General features: G+C 40.6%; 18 protein-coding genes. 5 read left to right on the top strand and 13 right to left on the bottom strand.

The window, feature by feature from the left end:
- Positions 1-44: 44 nt before the first annotated feature.
- From RQ973_RS04345 to RQ973_RS04360, 4 genes are all read right to left on the bottom strand, one after another.
- On the bottom strand, positions 45-1925 hold the full coding sequence (locus RQ973_RS04345; protein ID WP_311522889.1) for a beta-N-acetylhexosaminidase: 1881 nt from the start codon (positions 1923-1925) through the stop codon (positions 45-47).
- A complete protein-coding gene (locus RQ973_RS04350; protein WP_311522891.1) occupies positions 1919-2788 on the bottom strand; it encodes an ROK family protein in 870 nt (289 codons plus the stop codon). The genes RQ973_RS04345 and RQ973_RS04350 overlap by 7 nt, the downstream gene beginning before the upstream one ends.
- Before the next feature lie 84 nt (positions 2789-2872).
- Positions 2873-5518, bottom strand: coding sequence for an alpha-mannosidase (locus RQ973_RS04355; RefSeq protein ID WP_311522892.1), 2646 nt, complete (start codon positions 5516-5518; stop codon positions 2873-2875).
- A 76-nt stretch (positions 5519-5594) separates the two neighbouring features.
- Positions 5595-6875, bottom strand: coding sequence for a glycoside hydrolase family 125 protein (locus RQ973_RS04360; protein WP_311522894.1), 1281 nt, complete (start codon positions 6873-6875; stop codon positions 5595-5597).
- Positions 6876-7046: 171 nt separating this feature from the next.
- Here RQ973_RS04360 and RQ973_RS04365 point away from each other — a divergent pair, with 171 nt between their 5' ends.
- Together RQ973_RS04365 and RQ973_RS04370 are read left to right on the top strand one after the other, a co-directional pair.
- Positions 7047-9131: a GH92 family glycosyl hydrolase gene (locus tag RQ973_RS04365; protein ID WP_311522895.1), complete on the top strand. Its 2085-nt coding sequence runs from the start codon at positions 7047-7049 to the stop codon at positions 9129-9131.
- Between the two features lie 414 nt (positions 9132-9545).
- Positions 9546-10994, top strand: a complete 1449-nt coding sequence (locus tag RQ973_RS04370; RefSeq protein WP_311522896.1) for an amino acid permease — start codon at positions 9546-9548, stop codon at positions 10992-10994.
- 117 nt (positions 10995-11111) lie between these two features.
- Here RQ973_RS04370 and polA read toward each other — a convergent pair whose 3' ends face one another.
- From polA to RQ973_RS04415, 9 genes are all read right to left on the bottom strand, one after another.
- Positions 11112-13745, bottom strand: coding sequence for a DNA polymerase I (gene polA, locus RQ973_RS04375; protein ID WP_311522898.1), 2634 nt, complete (start codon positions 13743-13745; stop codon positions 11112-11114).
- Positions 13746-13809: 64 nt separating this feature from the next.
- Positions 13810-14943: an SH3 domain-containing protein gene (locus RQ973_RS04380; RefSeq protein WP_311522900.1), complete on the bottom strand. Its 1134-nt coding sequence runs from the start codon at positions 14941-14943 to the stop codon at positions 13810-13812.
- Between the two features lie 95 nt (positions 14944-15038).
- Positions 15039-15305 carry a Veg family protein gene (locus RQ973_RS04385; protein ID WP_000128621.1) on the bottom strand — a complete coding sequence of 89 codons (267 nt, stop codon included), beginning with the start codon at positions 15303-15305 and terminating at the stop codon, positions 15039-15041.
- Positions 15302-16660: a replicative DNA helicase gene (gene dnaB / locus RQ973_RS04390; RefSeq protein ID WP_000852500.1), complete on the bottom strand. Its 1359-nt coding sequence runs from the start codon at positions 16658-16660 to the stop codon at positions 15302-15304. The genes RQ973_RS04385 and dnaB overlap by 4 nt, the downstream gene beginning before the upstream one ends.
- A gap of 42 nt (positions 16661-16702) precedes the next feature.
- Positions 16703-17155, bottom strand: a complete 453-nt coding sequence (rplI, locus tag RQ973_RS04395; protein ID WP_000864204.1) for a 50S ribosomal protein L9 — start codon at positions 17153-17155, stop codon at positions 16703-16705.
- Positions 17152-19125, bottom strand: coding sequence for a DHH family phosphoesterase (locus RQ973_RS04400; protein WP_311522902.1), 1974 nt, complete (start codon positions 19123-19125; stop codon positions 17152-17154). Before RQ973_RS04400 ends, rplI begins: the two co-directional genes overlap by 4 nt.
- Positions 19126-19273: 148 nt before the next feature.
- Complete coding sequence (hpf, locus tag RQ973_RS04405; protein WP_049509978.1) at positions 19274-19816, bottom strand: ribosome hibernation-promoting factor, HPF/YfiA family; 543 nt, start codon at positions 19814-19816, stop codon at positions 19274-19276.
- A 79-nt stretch (positions 19817-19895) separates the two neighbouring features.
- On the bottom strand, positions 19896-20558 hold the full coding sequence (locus tag RQ973_RS04410) for a ComF family protein (RefSeq protein ID WP_311522904.1): 663 nt from the start codon (positions 20556-20558) through the stop codon (positions 19896-19898).
- Positions 20555-21853, bottom strand: coding sequence for a DEAD/DEAH box helicase (locus RQ973_RS04415; RefSeq protein ID WP_311522905.1), 1299 nt, complete (start codon positions 21851-21853; stop codon positions 20555-20557). Before RQ973_RS04415 ends, RQ973_RS04410 begins: the two co-directional genes overlap by 4 nt.
- A gap of 55 nt (positions 21854-21908) precedes the next feature.
- Here RQ973_RS04415 and RQ973_RS04420 point away from each other — a divergent pair, with 55 nt between their 5' ends.
- From RQ973_RS04420 to cysK, 3 genes are all read left to right on the top strand, one after another.
- Entirely contained in the window at positions 21909-22544 is a 636-nt protein-coding gene (locus RQ973_RS04420) for a YigZ family protein (protein ID WP_311522906.1), read from the top strand.
- A gap of 16 nt (positions 22545-22560) precedes the next feature.
- On the top strand, positions 22561-23004 hold the full coding sequence (locus RQ973_RS04425) for a PH domain-containing protein (protein WP_311522908.1): 444 nt from the start codon (positions 22561-22563) through the stop codon (positions 23002-23004).
- Between the two features lie 96 nt (positions 23005-23100).
- Entirely contained in the window at positions 23101-24027 is a 927-nt protein-coding gene (cysK, locus tag RQ973_RS04430; RefSeq protein ID WP_311522910.1) for a cysteine synthase A, read from the top strand.
- Positions 24028-24186 lie beyond the last annotated feature (159 nt).

Here is a 24186-nt window from a genome sequence, read left to right on the forward strand (position 1 = left end):
TCCATGTATTAAAAAGGAGATGTTTAACTATTTGTGATAAATTTCTAGGTTGTATAAATAGTGGATGCTGTCGCAATAGTATGCCATTGGTTGGCTGTTGTGGCTGCGAAGTCCTTATCTGCGTAGAAGTCGTTAAATGGCAGAATCTCTACTTCTAGTTCTTCGATGCGGTCAATTTGACCAGCAAGATAAGCCTCGATACGACTTTCTGCTCGCTTGATCCGCTGCAAGAGTCCTCCCATACGGATGTCTACGGTATCCAAGCCAAAGACCTTGTTTTCTTTCAACCATTGGTGGCTAAAGAGAGCATGGAAATATTCAATCTGGCTTCTGAGTTTTGGCAATTCTTCTCTGGAAATCTGTTGCAAGCTTTCTTTATCACCTGCTTGATAGGCTTGACGAATGCGTCGGCCCACATCCACTTTACTGCTTAAAATCTGGTTCAACTGAGCCTGAGTTTCAAAGAGATAAGCATAGTTTCCAGCTCTTTCTTTGATTTCAGCAAGAGTCTCAGCTGCTTGGGCAAAGTGTGGTTTGTCCTGCTCAGGAGTCATGTGCTTGTCAAGGATTGGGCAGAGAACATCCTGATAAAAGACATAACGGTTAGGATTGATACCACTGAGATTGTCTGGTAGATCAGGCAAGAGGTTGGCAAGATCCAGCTGCATAAAGTCCTCAACAGATAAACCTGTATTGGTCTTGAAGTGATCTGACAAACGCTCTAAATCATTGCGATAGCTGAGTTCTGCCCAGATTTGCAAGCTTGGTAGAATTGATAACTGGGCTGTTTCACCACCATTATCTCCCCAACCAGTCACAATGACTTCTTTGATCTGATTGGCACGGCAGGCTTTGTTTGCTTCAAGAGCAATGAGACGGCTGAAATGGTTATGAGGTGTAAAGCCAATCCACTTCCAAGCACCACCTGCAAAGGCGATATCCTGGCTAATCTTGTGATGGTTACTGAAGTTACGATTGTATTTTTCTTCGCTATCCTGATAATAATCCCAGTAAACCAAGGTCACACGGTCTTTGAGACGGTCTAGATAAACTCGTGTTTCCTCTGGAATTTCCACATCACGGTCGTACTGGCCGTCTGCTGACATGAGTTTGAAGAACATATCGCTCCACATCTGGCAGTGGAAACCATACTTGTCTGCAATATCCAGCACGCGCTCCAAGTGTTGGCACATGAGGAGACTACGATCAACCACACCGTTCAGGATAAGATAACGTCCCAAACCAACCAAGTGGGCTTCGTCCATTCCGATATTGACCTTGCGAGTTTGTAGTTTAGATAACGTCGCAAACATACCGTCAATCAGGTCATAGACTTTTTCCTCACCGATGAGGAGAATGTCCTCTACATCACGAAGTTGCTGCACTTCCTTGACACCCCATTTGACAAAGGCTGATAAGTGGGCCAAGGTCTGGATACATGGAACAAAGGTCATATCAAACTGATGAGCGTAGGCTTCAATTTCCTGTAACTCTTCAGCTGAGTATGCTCCACGGAAATAGCCAAAGTATGGTTGCCCTTCAATCTGATAGGTGTCTTCCATGTAGAGCTCAAAGCTTGAGTAGCCCATGAGAGCCAAGACCTCAATCATCTGCTTTGCAGATGCGACATTGATCACGGCATTGCGCGAACAGTCCGCCATGTAGGCCAAATCTTCGTAAGCAGCTTTTTCCTCAATCTCTACCTTGTCCCCTTCTGCTAAAGCTGTTGCGAGCACAGACAAAGCGCGGTAAAGTTGGTGAGGTTTGCGGTATGTCAATTGATAGTGGCCACCCTCACCCTTGATAGAAATAGAAGCTTGGTCAGACTGAGCGACTGCCACTTCTACATCTGGTAGAGAAATGTGATTTTTTAATACTTCGATAGTTTGGACTTGTTTGGGACTAAGTCCTGTAAATCTTACCATTGGTTTTCCTCCTGTAACCAGTTGACAAGGGCACCGTAGAGATTGGCATCTGCGTGATAGGTGCAAGCTTGAATGACTGGAGCGATTGTATATTCTTCATATCTTTCCACAAAGGCGTCTACTGCTTTTTGCACACCCTTGATAAAATCTGGGTTCTGGCTGATAGAGCCTCCCAGACTAATGACATCTGGATCGATGAGATACTGGATATTGAGTAGCCCTTGAGCTAGATTACGATTCATCCGCTCAATGGCTTCCTGGCAAAGAGCATTGCCGGCTGCCGCTTCTTGGTAAACCTTGCGGCCATCCCAGTCTGACTGATCTGATTTTTCAATCACATAACGAACCATGTTTCCTGTTGATGCTAGTTGCGACCAATTGTTGAGTTTTTCTGCTGGTTCGATGGTTGTCATGTAACCAAACTCACCACCCAAACCATGGCGACCACGGTGAAGCTTGCCATTGATAATCATAGCTCCACCGATTCCTGTACCAATCACGACACAGGCTGCATTTTCAATCTCAGGATGAGCCAACAATTCACTGAGTCCAACGCAGTTGGCATCATTTTCTAGATGGACAGGTAGCTTATAATGAGCAAGGGCCTCATACCATGAAAAACCATGGATGTAAGGAATGGCGCTAATCCCCTCAATCACTCCTGTTTCTTGATTAACTGCACCTGGCACACTCATAGCAATCCCACGATAGTCTTGTTCTGACAAACGTTGGTCCAACCAAGCTAGCAACTCTTCCAGAGTCTCTGGAGTTGGTGTGCTGGTCTTATCTAAAATCTTTCCATCAGGAGTTAGACTGGCAAACTTAATTCCAGTCCCTCCAATATCAATGGTTGCAAGTGTCATTTCTTTCACCTGTAAAAAGGAGCGAATTAGCAATTGGTTCTTACTTTTTCGCTCCTCCTTTCTGTTTATGTTTTCTTTTTGAAATTAAATTTCTTCTTTTTTAATCAATTCTGTACGAATTTCTTGCGGTGCCAATAGTCCTGAGTGAACTGGATATGGGCGTTCTAGCAAGTCAAGAATGGTTTGTTGTTTGTCAGACACACGAACATTTTCTTGGCTCATGTTGTAGTAACGAAGGACATAACCTTCTTCATTTTCAGCTACCTTAAAGGCTGTTGGACAAACTTGTGGCAAGCTAAGTGCTGGATGGTTGAAGAGACTACCTGTTGCAGCAACACTACCTTCTTGTTTTGCAACTTGAAGAGCTGTAAATGGAACCTGGAAGGCTTTGGCACGACGGAAGGCTGAGAAGCGTTCCCCTGCTTGGTGGCATTCTACTGCAAACTCAACTTCGATATCGCGCAAGCACTGGGCTTCTGGTGTTGGGAAATAGCCCCAGTCACCTAGCTCACCTGAAGCACGGAGAAGGGTTACAGCCATGATGTCGTCTCCAAGGATTTCGTATTCGTTCAATCCTTTATTGGCTACAGTCACCCCTTTTACATCATCATACAAGCTAACAAAGGCTTGTTGGTGTTGTGGATTTTCAGGATTTTCCCAAGAAGCTGCTGGTTTATTTGGTCTTGTCACAACTTCATAGATGCTTTCAGAATCGTTACTTGGGCGTGTGTTATGAGTTTTGACCAAGAGACGAATGCGGTGGTCTTTGGCTGTATTAGTAAAGCGAGTCTTGAAGCGAATCTGTGGATTGTCCACAAAGACAGTCATTTCTGTTTCAAGAGGAATGGTTGTCAACTCTTCTGAACGACCTGCGTCTCGTTTCATGAACTCGATGATTCCTCTTTGTTCAGCATCCAATTTTTCATCTGCACTGACTGGAATAGTCAAGTCGTGTTTGAGCAAGACCTTAGCATAGCGAGCATTGTTTTCTAGAACTTCATAACCTTTCAGTTGAGCAAAGATCGGCTCTGTCCCTTTTGGTTGGAAGTAAATGTACTCGTTACCGATATCACCACGATCCTCGAATTGGATGAAATCTTCGTAAGCTTCGTTTGTAGTCTTATCATAGACTGTGATTCCTTGGTCTACACTCACAGTTACGAATGGTGTATCAATGACTCCATTTTGGTAAATACCATCACGGTATTCTACTTGACCTTCGACCAATTGGAAGCTTGCCCAAGAAAGCGGAGCAAGGTGGACTGGGATTGTCACGCGCACTTGACGTGCAATATAAGGTTGGCGGAATTTATCCTTAGGCAAGGTGTAGCCAAAACTTGCTCCCAAGTCTTCAATCTTGGCTTCAAGGACATGACCATCCAAATCTTCAACGTGATAATCTGGCAAGGTCACAGCTGCCATCTTCTTGTAACCTTCAGTTGGATGCAATTCTTTGAAATCACAAGTAACAACATCCACTACAACACTAACTGTATCAACCTTGTCATGTAATCCAGTGTTGATAACCGTAAAGAGGTGGTCACTTTGTGCTTCCTGAGTTGCTATTTTGTGTTTCCATTCATTGAGAAGGTTTGTTTTGACGAAGTTTCCAACTTGGTTGACCTTGGCGAAGCGAGTTTCCATTTCACGGTGAACCTCGTCAATACTACAACCACAGATACTATCATGTGGTGCATTTTGCAAAAGCACTTTCCAAGCATAGGTTAATTGATCCTTGTGGTTGTGTCCACCCGTGATGATGGTCAATGGTTCCACGACCTGCTCTAACAGGTTGCTGTTTTCTTGGAAGGCTTGTTTGAGATAAACGCGTGAAGAAGAGGTGTTAGCAAGGGTGTACCAACCATCCGTTTCCTGGCTAGTCAACTCACCTGTAACTGTTGATAGGTGTTCAGGAAGTGCACTTTCCACTGCTTGAACGTATTCATCAAAGGAGCTGTGAACAAAGGTCACATCAGGGAAAAGTTCGTTTGCCACACGAATGGCTTCACTCAAGTTTCGTTGAACTGGTTGGTGGTCACAACCGTTCATCATCAACCATTGGTTGGTCGATGCATAATCACGGACGTCTGCCAATTTTTGTTTCCAGAAGGTCAAGGCTTCATCTTTATCAACTGGAATTTCATTCCCGTTACTGTACCAGTTAGCAAAGAGAATCCCAAGCACACGGCTACCATCAGCTCCCTGCCAGTACATCTCAGAGAATTGAGAGGTGAATTGCTCGTCTTCGAGGACTTGGTTGTCAAAGCCGATCGGTTTGACACCACGACCAAAGGCTGCTACGTGAATACCTGATTTTTGAAGGATTTGAGGAGCTTGCCCCATATTCCCAAAGGTATCTGGGAAGTAACCAATCTGCGTAGATTTGCCCCATTTTGCACATTCAGCTTGACCAATCAAGGTATTGCGGACATTGGCTTCACTGGAGATCAAGTAATCATCCTGCAAGATGTAGAAAGGTCCAATCTTGAGTTTCCCTTCATCGATATAACGCTGAACCTTGTCACGGTTTTCGGGACGAATTTCTAAATAGTCATCGAGGACGATGGTTTGTCCATCCAGGTGGAAACTCTTGAACTCAGGGTCATTTTCAAAAAGATCAAACAGATTGTCAAAAAGTTCCACCAATTGCATACGGTGACTTTCAAACGGTAAATACCACTCACGATCCCAATGGCTGTGAGAGATGATATGTACAACAACATTTTCCATGAGTAAAACCTCATTCTAACTTAAATTTAAAAATATATTTGTGATTCTTGATAATAATCTGTCGAACGACAGCTCATTAGCGGATATCCAAGTAATCCAAGACCAATTCGCAGAACATCATGTTGGCCCATGAGAACCATTCACGAGAGTAGAGAGTCGGATCGTCTACGTGGAAGCTTTCGTGCATGACACCTGTTCCACCATCGCAGGCAACTAGTTGGTCTAGCAAGTATTTTTTCTCTGCTTTATCTGTAGCAGTTAAGCCTTGGATAGATAGAGCAATCGGCCAGATATAGCGGTAGAAGGTATGAGAACTTCCGAGCCCACTAGCGTATTCTCCTTGGTAGAAGTAAGGATTTTCAGGGCTCAGAATAGTGCGACGAGTTGCTTGATACACTTCGTCATTGACATCACAGTAACCAAGATATGGAGCAGCCAACAAACTTGGCACGTTAGGATCGTCCATGATACTAGCATTTCCTAAACCATCTACCTCAAAGGCATAAATCTTCTCACCCTTGCTGTTAGTGGTGTAGGCGTAGTTTTCGATCCCTTCTTGAATCTCAGTTTGGAGGCGTTTGGCATCAGCAATAATACTTTCACTATAAGCTAGATTCAATGTTGCAAAGATTTCCTGGACATAACCTAAGACAACCACTGCAAACATATTTGATGGAATCAAGTAGCTATACTGACAGCAGTCATCACTTGGACGAAAGGATGACCAGGTCATCCCTGTCACAGCAAAGTCTGGCCCAAAGCCGTCATTTACCAAGGTATCCTCCTTGCGATCAGTATCACGGACAAAGCGATAAGGAGAGTTCTTGTGGTCTTGTTCTACCGTCCACAGATGAAGAATTTCCTTAGTAGCTGTGACAAAGGTTTCATCAAATTGGCTAGTCTCACCAGTTTCTTTCCACAGAAGATATGCTAACTGCAAGGGGTAGCAAAGCGAATCCACTTCATATTTGCGCTCCCAAATCCAGCCATTGAGGTCTGTATGATCTGTCTCGTGGTGACCCTTCCAGTTCTCTTCAATGTTGAAGGAGTTGGCATAGGGATCTTTGAGAATCAAAGTCATCTGACGTTTGACCAACCCAGCAATGGTTTGACGTAAACGAGGATCTCTTTTAGCCACATGGAGGTAAGGTCTCAGCTGAGCAGTTGAGTCACGAAGCCACATGGCTGGAATATCTCCTGTCAGTACAAAAGTTGAGCCGTCTTCTAAGATCTCAACTGTATTGTCTAAAGTGTCTGTGTAGCAACGTTCAAAGACATCTACCCATTCAGGATGATCTTTAGCACGCTCTGCCACCTCATCTAGCCACTCTCTGACAATTTCTTTTGAATATACCATAAACTATTTTGCCTCTTTCAAACAAATTTTCATTTTCAGTATATAGCTTTTAGTCCAGAAAATATATACACAAATGTTAGTCATTATTCTACAAAATTGTTATATTTTGAAGTCGCTTTCTAAAAGTCTCCTTTTTCTGATATAATGTAGAAAACTACTGAAGGAACTGCTATGAAACCTATACTTGAAACTATCGACACCCGATTTGGAACAGCCAGTAAACATGCTTTTTCGCGAGGCAATACACTACCCTACACAGGTATTCCTTTTGGCATGAATTACTTTGTCCCCCAAACTAGTGACCAGGAAGGATCATGGTTTTTTGACCCCCATCTTCCTATCTTTCAGGGTATTCGACTAACCCACCAACCTAGCCCTTGGATTGGCGATTACTCCTGGCTCTTGCTGACACCAATTACAGGAGAAATCAGCGGTGATACTCTCTTTCATCGTCAATCTTCTTATAATCTTGAACGTGCTATTTTTAATCCTCATTTTTTAAAGATTTTTTCTGAGCGTTATCAGATTGAAACGCAGCTAAGTCCTACTTGCTACGGGGCTTCTATTCAACTAAGACAGACACAGGGAAAAGAACTCTCCCTCTATCTTCACGCAGCAGATGAACTGACAGTTGAACAAGTCGATCAGCGAACTCTGGCCCTGAGACAAGAAGGTGAAACCGAAACCAATAAACGTCCCCTCGTCATGTATACTGCTCTCGGATTTTCTGTAGAAATCCTTTCTATTACGCAAGAGGGACAGGACTGGCGAATTGACTTAGACGGATCGGAAACTCAAGTTCAACTAACAACTTCCTTTATTTCCAAAGAACAGGCCCTCTTTAATCTTCCTAAACAGGATTTTGAAGAAACAAAACAAGACGCCAAGACAAGTTGGGAAAATCTTCTAGGTCGCTTTGATGTCGTAGAAACTGGGTCAGTAGACCAAGCATTTTTTGATCATTGTCTTTATAGACTCTTTCTATTCCCTCAAACCTTCTACGAGGTAACTGAGCAGGGCGAAATCATCCATATGGACCTCGCTTCAGGAACAGTTAAACCAGGTCTTCTCTTTACCAACAATGGTTTTTGGGATACCTTCCGCACTTCATTCCCACTCTTTGCCTTGATTATTCCAGAGCACTATCGTCAGTTCCTTGAAGGCTTCCTCAATAGCTACCGCGACACTGGATATCTTCCTAAGTGGCTTGCCCCTGATGAAAGAGGAATGATGCCTGGCACTTTGATTGATGGTCTTCTTGCAGATAGCGCCTGCAAAAACATGGCACCTGAGCTTGAGGAAGAATTTCTCAAAGCCATGATTGAAACTGCTACTAAGGCAGATCCAAAAGCTATCAACGGACGACACGGCCTGGCCCAATACCAAAAGCTAGGATACCTATCCACGGACTTCCATGAAAGTGTCAGTCATACACTGGACTATGCTTACAGTGATTTTTGCATCTCTACCTGCGCAGCAAAATTAGATCAAGAAGAGCTGGCACAAGCCTATGCTCAATATGCTAAGAATTATCAAAACCTATTTGACTCTGAGACGGGTTACATGAGGGCGCGTGATGTAGATGGCAACTTCCGTCCTGATTTTTCTCCTTATAGTTGGGGCCGTGACTACGCTGAGTGTTCAGCTATTCAAGCCAGTCTGGGTGTCTTACACGATATTTCTGGACTTAGCCAACTAATGGGAGGGAAAGAAGCCTTTAGCAACTATCTTTTGAAAGCTTGTCAAAGTCTCCCACTTTTTGAAACGACGGGCTATGGATATGAAATTCATGAGATGAGCGAGATGGCAACAGCGCCATTTGGTCAACTAGCCATTTCCAACCAACCAAGTTTCCACATCCCTTATCTCTTCCGCTATAGCAATTATCCTCAATACACCAGTCTCTTAATCAAGACTCTCCGTCAAAAAGCCTTTCGAGCTGGCTGGGATGCTTATCCAGGCGATGAGGATAACGGTAGTCTATCTGCCTGGTATGTCTGGTCTGCTCTTGGGCTTTACCCAACTTGCCCAGGAAAAGCAAGCTATGATCTTGGGATTCCGCTCTTTGACCACCTTCGTGTCTATCTGGCAGATAAAAATCAGTGGCTTGATATTCGTACACAACAAAATCATGAATACTTCCACTTTGTAAAAAACTGTCAACTGGATGAGAAAGAAGTTCAGAGTGTCCGTCACCAGGATTTGCTAGATGCTCAAACTCTCAACTTTACCCTCAGCTGGTTACCAAATCACTAATCGATCAAATCCCTTTGCCATATACAAGGGGATTTTCTGATTTATAGTAAATCTTCCACAAAGTTATCCACAGATTGTGCATAACTTTCAAATCAATTTCATATATTTCCAAACGATTTCTCTCAACCATTTTTTTGACATTCTAAAGTAAAACACCCTCAATAGACTGTTCTATCAGTCTTTATAACCGACTAGCTTAGTACCCAACTCACACATTTTATTTCTTTTTTCTAAACTAACAATTGGAAAGCAATTTTTTATTTCACAAAGTTATCCACAGATTGTGTATAACTTTTACTCAAGTACAAACTCCATCTGATAAATTCCCCCTACATTTTTTATAGTAAATTTCAAATTTTGTTAGGCGCTTTCAAAAAATCATGATATACTGAAATTATAAGAAAAGGAGACATTATGAAAAAAGATCAACACCAACTTAATTGGCTGATGGTTTCTCTTATTGCTTTCAACATGGTTTGGGGACTAGGAAACGTCATCAACAACTATTCTCAACAGGGGATTTCAGTAGTCGTATCTTGGGTTTTAATCCTCGCACTCTACTTTATCCCATATTCACTCATCGTCGGACAACTAGGTTCTACCTTCAAGGAAAGCGGAAGCGGTGTTAGTGACTGGGTTGAAAAAACATCAACCAAACGTCTCGCCTACTTTGCCGCTTGGACCTACTGGGTTGTGCATATCCCTTATCTCGCACAAAAACCTCAAGGGATCCTTATTCCACTCGGATGGGCCTTACAAGGTAACGGACAGTTTCTAAAACAGATTGACATCCACTGGATTGTTATTCTCTGTTTACTAATCTTTGGACTTTTCCTCTACCTTTCTACAAAAGGATTGACAACACTGAAAGTCATTGGTAGCTTGGCAGGAAGTGCTATGTTGATTATGTCTTTACTCTTTGTGCTTTTGGCTGTCGGTCTGCCTTTCATTAAACCAGACATCCAATTTGCGACACCGCACATGGATCAACTGAGCACCTACATTCCAAACTTTGATTTTTCTTATTTTACAACCATCTCACTATTGGTCTTTGCAGTTGGTGGTTGTGAAAAAATTTCCCCTTATGTGAATCAAACTCGCAATCCTGCAAAAGAATTTCCAAAAGGTATGATTGTCATGGCAATCATGGTGGGGCTCTCTGCTATCCTCGGGTCAGTTGCCATGGGAATGCTATTTGATGGTAATAACATCCCTGAAGACCTCATGCGTAATGGTGCTTATCAAGCCTTCCAAATGTTAGGAAATTCTTGGGGAGTTGGAAATCTTTTCGTTGTGATTTACGCTCTTACAAATATGGTCGGACAAATCGCGGCACTTGCCTTCTCTATTGACGCACCATTACAAATCCTACTCAATAACGCTGACGAAAACTACATCCCAAGCTGGCTTCGCAAACGTACTGAAAAGGGTGTCCTCATTAACGGTTACCTCCTTACAGGTGTCCTCGTTAGCCTTATCATCATCCTTCCAATTTTTGGTATCCAAGAGATTGACGGACTTGTAAAATGGATGACCAACCTTAATTCTATCGTAATGCCAATGCGTTACCTCTGGGTATTCCTTGCCTACATGATGCTCAATCGTGCTTGGAAAACATACAAAAATGCCGAATACAAGTTTGTGAATAATCCTAAAATTGGCTTTGTGATCGGTACTTGGTGCTTCCTCTTCACTGCCTTTGCTTGTATCCTAGGTATGGTTCCAAAAATTAGCTATGCTGAGAATCCAACTGCTTGGCAATTCTCTCTTCTTACAAACATCTTAACCCCAATTATCCTGATTGGATTAGGTGTGATTCTACCAGTACTTGCCAAAAAAGAACAAAAGAAACAAATCAAATAATGCTACTATTAGTTAGATAAAATCGATTTTATCTTTGCTTACAAAAATTTTCTCACCAAAAATCCCCTTTGAACCATGATGTTCAAGGGGATTTCTTTTTGTTTAATAGTCTATTTTTTACTTGGCCTCATACCAAGTTACGCCTTCATTTTCATCAGCAATCAGTGGCACACTAAGTTGAATGGCTTCTTCCATGGTTTGCTTGACGAGTTTTTTGATGGCAGCTAATTCTGACTTAGGCACTTCAAGAACGATTTCATCGTGTACTTGTAACAGCATCTTGGTTTTATAACCACCCTCTACCAAGGCTTTATCTAGCTGAATCATAGCGATTTTGAGAATATCTGCAGCTGATCCTTGGATAGGTGAGTTGATGGCTGTACGTTCCGCAAAACCACGAATGTTAAAGTTGCGCGAATTGATATCTGGCAACTCACGACGACGTTTAAAGAGGGTCTCCACATAGCCCTTATCACGCGCCTCACGCACCACTTCATCCATGTAGTTTTTAATACCTGGGAAGCGTTCAAAGTAAGTATCAATATAGGCTTTTGCTTCCTTACGGCTGATGCCCAGATTATTAGACAAGCCAAAGTCGGAAATCCCGTAAACCACTCCAAAGTTAACCGCCTTGGCATTACGACGGTCGTTTGGAGTCACATCCTCAGGACGTTCAATTCCAAAGACCCGCATGGCTGTTGAGGTATGGATGTCAGCTCCCTCTTGGAAGGCCTTAATCAAGTGCTCATCTTTAGAAATATGGGCCAAAACTCGTAGCTCAATCTGTGAATAGTCCGAGCTGAGAAGGACACTGTCCTCCCATTCTGGCACGAAAGCCTTACGAATGAGGCGCCCTTGTTCCAAACGAACAGGGATATTTTGCAAGTTTGGATCGACACTAGACAGACGACCTGTCTGAGTCAAATCTTGCACATAGCGCGTGTGAATCTTGCCATCCGCTAAAATCCAATCCTGCAAACCAATCACATAAGTGGATTGAATCTTAGCAATCTGACGGTAGTCGAGGATTTTCTTGACAATCGGCGCAATAGGAGCTAGACGCTCCAATACATCCACGGCTGTCGAATAACCTGTCTTGGTTTTCTTGGTATATTCGAGAGGGAGACCTAGTTTTTCAAAAAGAAGGACACCCAACTGTTTAGGTGAATTGATATTAAATTCCTCACCTGCTAGGTCATAAATCTCTTGCGTCAGCTTTTCAATGACAAGCTCATTTTCAGCCTGCATCTCAAGCAAGGTTTCTTTTTTGACCTTGATCCCAGCGATTTCCATCTTAGCAAGGACAAAGGCTAGAGGTTGCTCCATATCATAAAGAAGGTCAAGTTGTCCGTTTTCGCTTAATTTTTCAAGTAAAACAGGCTCTGTCTCAACCAATACAGCAACCTTACGAGCCAAGTGTTCCAAGAGTTTCTCTCGCTCTGGAATAGCTTTTTTGACACCTTTACCGTAGAAGGTTTCATCATCGACTAGGTAAGTTTGACCATAGAGACTAGCAATAGTTGAAATTTCATTATTCTCGACAGTAGAGAGAAGGTATTTGGCCAAACGACTGTCAAAAGCAGGAGCCTGCAAGTCCAAACCAAAGCGATTTAAGAGGACTTTTGCTTTCTTAAAGTCGTATACTTTCAGAGGTGTTTTTTCTAGAAAATCCTTAAGAATCGGCTCCTGCAGAAGTTCCAGCTTATCTGTAGCATAGAGTTTGTCTCCGCAAGACCAGGCAAAGCCAATCAAGTCATCTGTATGGTAGTTTTCTCCAAAGAGTTCAAAGTGGAAGATGGAGTCCGCACTTAGCATATCTTGACTGAATTTGTCAACCATAGTAAAGTCCAAACTCTCAGCCACATCAGCTGATGATACATTTAAAGCCTGCTTGAGTTGTTTGAAGCCCATCTCATCGTAGAATTTCCCAAGATTTTCCACATCTGGACCGCTATAAAACAAGTCATCCAGTCCAATCTCAATCGGCGCTTTCGTGTCGATGGTAGCCAGTGTTTTAGATAGGAAGGCTTGTTCCTTGTCATTAATGAGATTTTCCTTCATCTTCGATGCCTTCATCTCATCAATATTTTCATAAATACCTTCAAGCGAGCCATATTCTAACAATAGCTTGATACCCGTCTTTTCACCAATCTTAGTTACACCAGGGATATTATCCGACTTATCTCCCATGAGGGCTTTAAGATCAATGAACTGAGCTGGTGTGATGCCCATCTTTTCCATGAGATATTCTGGTGTAAATGCCTCAAACTCAGCTACACCTTTCTTAGAAATCTCAACCACTGTATGTTCATCTGTCAACTGGATCAAGTCCTTGTCTCCACTGACGATAGTTACATCAAATGAATCCTTTTCAGCCAAACGACCAAGAGTCCCGATGATATCATCTGCTTCATACTGGGCTAACTCATAATGGCGAATTCCAAGATGGTCTAGCAACTCACGAATAAAAGGAAATTGCTCTCTAAACTCATCTGGAGTTTTAGCACGACCACCCTTATAGTCTGCATACATCTCTGTACGAAAAGTCGTCTTCCCCGCATCAAATGCCACCAAGATATGGCTAGGCTCAACACGCTCTAGCAAATGATTCAACATAAGTTGAAAACCATAGATAGCATTTGTATGAAGACCGTTAGCATTTTTAAAACGATCCAGTTGCTGGTAAAGTGCAAAGAATGCCCGAAAAGCAACTGAAGAGCCGTCAATTAGTAATAATTTTTTCTTGTCCATACACCCATTATAAAGGAAAGCAGGGAAAAATACCATTAGGAAGAGCCCAAATACTGAATAACACTTATGATGCTGGATTTTCTACTCGTGCACCACTGCTATCAACTTGGAAACCATCGATAGTCGTATTGACTGCTAAAGCTCCCGATGCATTCACATAGTAATATTTCCCTGAAACCTGAAACCACTGGCTAGCCTTCATAGCACCTGAGCTTTCAAGATAGTACCATGTTCCATTATCCTTTAACCAGCCTGTCTGCATTTCGCCAGACGACTTCAGATAATACCACTTAGAACCATCTTTTAACCAGCCTGTCGTCATTGTACCATCAGCTTGCAAATGATACCAGTTTCCATTAATCTTCTTCCAACCGACTGCTTTCTGACCATTTTCATAATAATACCAAACAGTTCCTTCTTTTTCCCAACCATTTTTAGAGCTACTTGTTTTAGTTAAGGGGATATAACGTCTGTTCCCGCTTCGTGAAATATAACTAATCCATTTATGCCCATCTTTTTCAAGAGTTTGATCATAATGAACACTTTCTCCCGCATAGTAATAATCGATAATCGTTGCTGTTAGTGATGGCTGATCCATAATGGCTGCTTTTTCTGTAAAAACATGTGTCCCACTAGATACGAGTGATAACTGATAATTTCCTGAGCTAGTATTCCCCACATCTTTAAAATGAATGAATCCAGTCATAGAATTGGCCTTTACCGTTCGTCGATTGTACCTTTCTCTGACTCCATAATTGTATTCTTCAATTTCAATCATATCACCAAAAACATTGGATACCCAAGCGACATGACCATACTGTCCACTTGTATCCCAAGCGATAGAACCAATTGCTGGGCGCTGATCTACGCGATAACCTTCTCGTTTAGCACGATATCCCCATTCATTAGCATTTCCATAAGCCGCCGGAATTTCAAAACCATTGACATTACTCAAACGAAAGGCTGCAAAAGAAGTACACTGACGAGAATACATGCGCCATTTATCAATCTCCTGACTCCCATTTTTATAATAATAGGGATAATCATCTCCACGCGCCTGTGATCCATTGTTTGCCTGGTTGGCATGAACAGTTCCTCCACCAAATAAAAAAGCTCCTGCTAGTAATAGTGAAGCTGATCCTACAGCTGTCTTTCTGAGAAAAGTTCCCTTTTTATGTCCTGCTTTAGTAAATGTCATTCATTCTCCTTCAAATAATTAGATTTTTGAGGTTGACCTCATCTATATTATTCGAAAGAAAAAGAAAAAAGTGAGAAAACTTCCCACTTTCAAGCTTAATCCAAATAGTGAATTAAATTCTTTTCCGTTAAAATATCTGAATAGGTGAAAGATTCAACATAGACATTAGCCTGTTTGTCTCCTTCAACATTTCCAAACTCAACGATGAAGAGCGATGGATAAACCTCAATTAGTTTTCCCAAACGATTCTTTTGGCGTTTACGACCATTTTCTAAGGTCATTTCTACCACTTGTCCCTCATGCGCCTTAATTTCTTCTTTGATTTTTTTCATTTTAGCCACATCTGTAAATGCGTCTGTCATCTTGGTTCCTCCATCTTCGAAATACTTGAAAATTTATTATATTCTTTTTGGAAAATCAATTCTACCGTTCCGCGAGCACCGCTACGGTTTTTCTCGATAATCACTTCTACTTTATTATTTGGAATGCCTTCCTCCTCTTCACCACCGCGCTCATAATAGTCATCACGATAGAGAAAGGCTACGATATCAGCATCCTGCTCAATAGATCCAGATTCACGAATATCAGACAAAACTGGTCTCTTATCTTGACGTTGCTCTACACCACGAGAAAGCTGACTAAGAGCTATAACTGGAACTTTGAGTTCTTTTGCTAAGATTTTCAACTGACGGGAAATCTCAGATACTTCTTGTTGACGATTTTCTCGACCAGTCCCTGTGATCAGCTGAAGATAGTCAATCAAAATCAAGCCTAGATTACCTGTTTCTTGAGCCAGTTTACGAGAACGAGAGCGAATTTCTGTGATCCGAATCCCTGGTGTATCATCAATGTAGATACTTGCATTAGCCAGATTACCCTGAGCAATCGTATACTTGCGCCATTCTTCCTCAGTCAATTGACCTGTACGGATAGAGTGCGACTCTACCAAACCTTCCGCAGCCAACATACGATCGACCAAACTTTCAGCACCCATTTCCAGAGAGAAAATAGCAACTGTCTTGTCTAGTTTGGTTCCGATATTTTGCGCAATATTCAAAGCAAAGGCCGTCTTACCAACTGCAGGACGAGCTGCCAAAATAATCAATTCTTCCTCATGGAGACCTGTCGTCATGTGATCTAAATCTCGATAACCTGTCGCAATACCCGTGATATCTGAAGTCTGTTGAGAACGAGCTTCTAGATTCCCAAAGTTGATATTCAATACATCACGAATATTTTTAAACCCATTTCGATTGGCATTCTCACTAACGTCAATCAAGCCTTTTTCTGCGCGAGCAATAATTTCGTCAGCAGGCTGAGAAGCTTCATAGGCTAGGTTTACAGACTCTGTCAACTTAGCGATTAGGCGTCGAAGCATAGCCTTTTCTGCTACAATTTTAGCATAGTATTCCGCATTGGCAGAGGTCGGCACTGAATTGACAATCTCAACCAGATAAGACAAGCCTCCAATAGTTTGTAAATCACCCTGGCTATCTAGTATCGTCCGAACTGTGGTTGCGTCAATAGCATCTCCACGATCAGACAAATCAACCATAGCTTGAAAAATCAAACGGTGAGCATACTTAAAGAAGTCCTGTGAATCGATATATTCTCGGACAAAAACGAGTTTAGTCTCATCAATAAAAATGGCTCCTAAAACAGATTGTTCTGCTAGGATATCTTGAGGCTGAACACGCAGTTCTTCAACTTCTGCCATCAGACTTTCCTTCCTTTTACAATATTGTCAACCAATCGTAAATTAAGCTTCCTTGACACGAAGATTGATTACACTTGTTACATCTTGATAAATCTTAACCGGAACATCAATCAAACCAACTGCTCGGATTGGTGATTGAACTTGAATGTGGCGTTTATCAATTTTAATACCAAATTGTTTTTGCAATTCTTCTGCAATTTTCTTGTTGGTAATAGATCCAAATGTACGACCATCTGGACCAACCTTTTCGACAAATTCAACGATTGTTTCTTCTGCTTCCAGTTTTGCTTTAATTTCCTTAGCTTCTGCAAGCATTTCTGCATGTGCTTTTTCTTCTGATTTTTGCTTACCGCGCAACTCACCAATTGCTTGAGCTGTCGCTTCCTTAGCAAGGTTTTTCTTAATTAAAAAGTTTTGTGCATATCCAGTTGGCACTTCTTTAATTTCACCTTTTTTTCCTTTACCTTTAACATCTGCTAAAAAGATTACTTTCATTCTTCTGACTCCTTTTCTTTTGTTTCATTAAAAATAACTGTTTTTAGTTTATCTCCTGCTTCTTGCAGGCTCATATCTGTCAAACGTGCCGCAGCTAAGTTAAAGTGACCACCGCCACCTAACACTTCCATAATTCGCTGAACATTAATCTTACTTCTACTTCGCGCAGAAATAGAGATTGCTCCTTGACTATTCTTAGCAAGTACAAAGCTGGCCTCTATACCAGACATGGCAAGCATAGCATCAGCAGCCTTACTAATAACAACCGTATCGTACTCTTTATCCTCCAAAGCTTGAGCAACCAGGATTGATGGCTGTACCATTTGCCCCTGCAAAATGAGTTCATTTACCAATCGATATTCTTCAAAATCCGTGGCTGAAATTTCCTGAATGACAACGCTATCACTCCCTCTCGTTCTTAGATAACTTGCAACATCAAAAGTTCGACTAGTTACCCGAGAGGTGAAATTTTTAGTATCCAGCATCATTCCCCCCATAAGAACACTAGCCTGAATACGACTCAAACGTTTCTTCTTAGAGTTTTGAAATTGAATCAACTCAGTTACAAGTTCACTAGCACTACTAGCTCCACTCTCGATATAGGTAATGACCGAATTATCTGGAAAATCTTGGTCACGACGATGATGGTCAATGACTATCGTCTGGGTAAACAAGTCATAAAACTCTTTGGATAAGGTTAAAGCTGTCTTAGAATGGTCAACCATCACCAGTAAGGAGCGTTTGGTAACCATTGTCATCGCTTGATTTAAAGGAAGAAGTTTTGAAACACCCTCATCTTCCAAATAATTAACCGCTCGAGCAATATCTGGAGACATCTGTGTAGGATCATAAACCACATAACTATCTTCCAGTACATTACTCGAAAACAACTGCATCCCAACCGCTGAGCCAAGAGCATCCATATCCAGATTCTTGTGACCAACCACAAAAACTCGATCGACACTTTTAAGTTTATCTGAGATAGCTGTCATCATAGCACGAGTTCGTGTCCGAGTACGTTTAACAGATGCTGCTGAACCGCCTCCAAAGTAGATTGGATTTTTGGTTTCATCATTCTCTTTTACAACTACTTGGTCACCACCACGAACTTCCGCTAAGTTGAGATTGAGGAGAGCAACCTTCCCAATCTGGTCATGATTCCCATCACCATAGGAAACTCCTATACTCATAGTTAGTGGCAAATTTCGTTGCTTAGCTTCCTCACGAAAGGTATCAATCACGGAAAATTTATCCTGCATCAAGTGATCAAGTACGGTATAGTCCGTAAATAAATAGAAGCGATCCATGCTCACTCTACGAGAAAACATGGCATGTTTCCCAGCAAATTCTGAAACAAAATTTGCAACAAAACTATTGATATGACTAATATCTGATTCAGACGTTTCATTTTCCAAATCATCATAGTTATCAACTGAGATAATTCCAATTACAGGACGACTTGTTACCAATTCAGCAGTCGCCTCATACTCACCAGAAACATCAAAAAAGTATAAGACACCCGAATTTCTATCCAAATGCACTGCATAACGTTTCTCCCCAACAATGGCATAAGCCCCTGGGGAAGAAATCGAACTCTTTAAAATCTTTTGAAATTGAGGAAAATCAATTTCTCCATCCTCGGTTGTCAAAATTAACTCCGCATAGGGATTGAACCATTCAATCTCACTGCTGTTCATATTTAATTTAACAACCCCGACAGGCATTTGCTCCAACAGAGCACTCAAACTATCCGTAGCCTGATGATTGACATACTGGATTTGCTCGATATCTGTTTTTTTGTAATATTTTTTCTGGAAATTAAATAGCAAAACATAGAATACAATAAATAAAAATAGACTTGCTATAGTGATAAGATTATCCTTTACTAACACAATCAAAATGGTCATAATCGTAAAGGTTACCATAGCAATCAGATACATAAAAAAGGGATTTATTTCATTTTTTTTCATTACAAACCTCTTGCGCATTATTATACCACAAATGTAGCCAAAAAGCGACTTTTAAAGAGGGAACCCTATATTCAGATAATCGTAAAATATCTAAACTAAAAAGTGGTTTACACTAGTGTAAACCACTTTTACAAACTAATTATTAAGATTATTTAACTTCTAGAAGACCGATATCTCCATCTTCACGACGATAGATAACATTTGTTGTTTCATCTTCAACATCTACATAGATAAAGAAGTCATGTCCCAATAAATCCATCTGTAAGATAGCTTCTTCCAAATCCATTGGTTTCAAATCAATTTGTTTTGAACGAACAACTTTTGGTTGTGCTACATCTAAGTCCTCAACTAAAACATCTGTAAAGAGTTGACTTGTAGATACTTTATTTCTGTTCTTACGTTCAATTTTAGTTTTGTTTTTACGAATCTGACGCTCAATCTTATCTGTCACCAAATCAATAGAGCCGTACATATCTTGAGAAATATCTTCTGCACGAAGAGTAATAGATCCAAGCGGAATGGTTACTTCTACTTTAGCAGTCTTTTCACGGTAAACTTTCAAGTTAACACGCGCATCCAATTCTTGGTCTGCTTGGAAGTATTTTTCGATCTTTTCGAGTTTAGAAACTACATAATCACGAATTGCTTCTGTTACTTCTAGGTTTTCACCACGGATACTATATTTAATCATATAAGTACCTTCTTTCTAAACATATTTGTTTTTCTAATTATATTATAACGCTTTCATATTTTTTTTGCAAACTTTTTCCTCATCTTGCGAGGGAAAAAGTTTTAATATTCTGACAACCAGCTTCTAAAAACATACTTTTAAGACGATTCAAGGTAGTTCCAGTCGTGTAAATATCATCAAAGAGTAAGATATTTTCTGGAAGCTTCACTCCATCTTTCAATAAAAAGGGAAATTCTGCAAGTAAGCGATCCGATCGATTTTTTGAAGAACTAGCCTCCACTTCTTTTTTAACCAAAATATCCAGATATGCTAATCCAGTATCCTTTATCAAACCTTCAACTTGATTAAAGCCTCTGCTTTTTAAACGCTGGTCACTCAGAGGAACAATCACAATCTGATAGTTCTTATACTTCTTTAACTCTTTTTGCAATATCTCAGAAAATACCTTTCTAAGAAGATAATCACCATCAAATTTATAGCGACTAAAATACTCTTTCATAGCCTGATTATAGGAATAAAGAGCTCTATGATCAACCTTTACACCTTTTTTACACCAAAATTGACAATCTTGACAAATAGTTGACAAACCTTTTTTAAAACAACTCGGACAATGATTACCACCAATGCTCTCGAAAGACGAAATACATGATTCACAGACTAGTTCCTCCTCCTTTTTAAAACAGAGCAGGTTAGTAAAGGTTATCTCTTTTTGCAAGTTTTTACCACACAATAAACACTTCATACTCCTGCCTCCTGATTCATTTGTTTAATCTCCTTTATGGCTTTCTTAATGGACAGATTGGGTCCGTCATGGAAAAATATAAGTTCTCCAGTAGGACGATCCATGCTTCTTCCAACTCGTCCACCAATTTGTACTAAACTTGACTTGGTAAAGAGTTGATGATTGGCTTCCACCACAAAAACATCTACACGAGGGAAGGTAACTCCACGCTCTAATATAGTTGTGCTTATTAATATCGTTAACTCTCCATCTCGAAAGGCCTGTACCTGCTCTAATCGGTCTTCTGTGATTGAAGATACAAAGCCTATTTTCTCATTCGGAAACTTCTCCTGCAAAATTTCTTTTAGCTTTTCTCCCTTTTTAATCTCAGAGGCAAAGATTAGTAAGGGATAGGCCGTCTTTCTCTGTTTCTCAATGTAAAGTTTTAATTTTGGAGGTAAGCCATTTTTTTCTAAATATCTATTAAAATGCGATAACCAGATTGGCTTGGGAACAATAAGAGGATTTCCATGAAAACGACGAGGTAAACTGAGACGCTTTAACTCCCCTTGTTTAACTTTTCTATCTAACTCGTCAGTTGACGTTGCTGTTAAAAATATTCTCAATCCATTTTCCTTTACACAATTGTTGACAGCATGGTAAAGCACTGGATTATCAACATAAGGGAAGGCGTCTACTTCATCCACAATCAATAAATCAAAAGCTTGATAAAATTTTAATAGTTGGTGAGTGGTTGCTACAACTAAAGGTGTACGAAAATAGGGATCCGACTCCCCATGTAGTAGCGCAATCTCACATGCAAAATCATTTTGTAGTCGTTTATGTAGCTCTAAGCAAACATCAATTCGTGGACTGGCCAGACAAACAGCTCCACCTTGATCAATCACCTTGGCAACAACTTGGTAGATCATCTCAGTCTTACCAGCTCCTGTCACTGCATGTACCAAGGTAGCCTCCTTCTTATCTACCGCCTGAAGGAGTCCTTGTGATACCCGCTCTTGAAATGGAGTCAGTTGACCTGACCATTTGAGTACATCTTGCTGTGGAAACCTTTCTTGCGGAAAATAATAGAGATTTTGATCACTTCTTATTCGCTTCATAATCAAGCATTCTCGGCAATAAAAAGCACCAACAGGCAAATGCCATTCTTCTTCTATCTGACTACCACAACGCTGACAAGATAGTTGTCCCTTTTCTTTTTTCATGGATGGAATTTGTTTTGCTTGTTGTCTCTCCTCTTGACTTAATTCTTGCTCCGTAAAAAGGCGACCGAGATAATTTGGATTTACTTTCATATTTCTTTATTCGTAAAATGTAGAACTTTACGCTATTTTTTAGTACAATAAAAATATGGAATACAAAACTATAAAAGAGGACGGACAAGTCCAAGAAGAAATCAAAAAATCACGCTTTATCTGTCATGCCAAACGTGTCTATAGTGAGGAAGAGGCTCGTGATTTTATCACAACTATTAAAAAAGAACACTATAAAGCTACCCACAACTGCTCTGCTTTTATTGTCGGTGAGCGTAGTGAAATCAAGCGAACTAGTGATGATGGAGAACCTAGTGGGACTGCTGGCGTTCCTATGCTAGGAGTTCTGGAGAATCACAACCTTACTAATGTCTGTGTTGTAGTTACTCGTTATTTTGGTGGTATCAAACTAGGGGCTGGTGGTTTGATTCGCGCTTATGCTGGTAGCGTTGCTCTAGCAGTTAAGGAAATTGGGATTGTCGAAATCAAAGAGCAAGCTGGCATCTCCATTCAAATGTCTTATGCCCAATATCAAGAATACGGTAATTTTCTTAAAGAGCATAATCTCATAGAATTAGAGACAAACTTTACAGATCAGGTTGACACGATGATTTTCGTTGACAAAGAAATGAAGGACGATATCAAGGCTGATCTCATTGAATTTTTCAATGGAAAAGTTACTCTAACTGATAAAGGTTTACGTGAAGTTGAAGTACCTGTAAACCTATCGTAAAGAAAGGAAATATCATATGGCTTTTGGAAGATTAATTCAGGGACTCGCTGGAAACTTCAGTGAGCAAAGTAAAGAAGCTCTTACCAGAGAGTTTGGACAATATTTATTAGAAAATGAAGACATTCAAAGCGGATATAAACTCATTCGTGACTCAATTATCTTTACAAATATCCGAATCATCTTTACAGATAAACAAGGGGCAACTGGACGAAAGATGTCTATCAAATCAATTTTCCTCATGAACATTGTCAATGTTGAGATGGAGACCGCTGGTCTTGGGATTGATGATAGCGAGATTACGATTACTTATTTAGAAAATGCCTTTTTAAAATCTCACAATGAGCATTTTAATTCTCACAAATTTGAATTTCCAAAGAAAACTGATATTGTACCTCTTTACACCTATCTATTTGACTTAGCTTATCATAATCGTTTGAATATGAATGGTTTGAATCACTGATATAAAAAAATCCTATCACTCCGATAGGATTTCTATATTTTACAAAAGTTAAAGTTAGCGTTATACTAGTAGCATCTTATATAAAGAGGTGCTAATATGGCAATTTATAACAATATCACAGAACTCATCGGTAGAACACCGATTGTTAAATTAAATAACATTGTACCAGAAGGTGCAGCAGATGTTTATGTAAAACTTGAAGCTTTTAACCCAGGATCGTCAGTTAAGGATCGTATCGCCCTAAGCATGATTGAAAAAGCAGAACAAGAAGGTAAATTGAAACCAGGTTCTACCATTGTAGAAGCAACTAGTGGGAACACTGGTATTGGTCTCTCATGGGTTGGTGCCGCTAAAGGTTACAAAGTTGTTATCGTTATGCCTGAAACAATGAGCGTGGAACGTCGTAAAATTATCCAAGCTTATGGAGCTGAACTAGTCCTCACTCCTGGTAGCGAAGGAATGAAAGGTGCGATTGCAAAAGCGCAGGAAATTGCTGCTGAGCGTGATGGTTTCCTACCATTACAGTTTAATAACCAAGCTAACCCAGAGGTTCACGAAAGAACAACAGGAGCTGAAATTCTAGCTGATTTCGGAGCTGATGGTTTAGACGCCTTTGTTGCTGGTGTTGGTACTGGAGGAACTATTTCTGGTGTTTCTCATGCTCTTAAAACTGCTAACTCAAACATTCAAGTTTTTGCTGTTGAGGCAGACGAGTCAGCTATCTTGTCTGGTGAAAAGCCAGGTCCTCACAAAATTCAAGGTATTTCTGCTGGATTCATTCCAGATACACTTGATACAAAAGCTTACGATGGTATCGTTCGTGTAACATCAGATAACGCTCTTGCACTTGGCCGTGAAATCGGTGGAAAAGAAGGATTCTTAGTCGGTATTTCTTCTGCAGCAGCTATCTATGCAGCAATTGAAGTCGCTAAAAAACTTGGAGCAGGTAAAAAAGTCCTTGCGCTTGCACCAGATAACGGAGAACGTTACCTATCTACAGCACTCTATGAATTCGAAGGGTAGTCTCCTAAATACACTAAGCCCTTGTATAGGGCTTTTTGTTTATCTTTTAAAATAAAAAAAGGATTCCTATGACTCCTCCTCCAACAAAAGAAAAGGAAGCTGATTGTACTGACCCCAAAAAGTTAGACAATTAATTTAAGCAAAGGATTTAGTTCTGTA

Origin of the sequence: uncultured Streptococcus sp., from assembly GCF_963511325.1 — a bacterium.
Lineage (GTDB): Bacteria > Bacillota > Bacilli > Lactobacillales > Streptococcaceae > Streptococcus.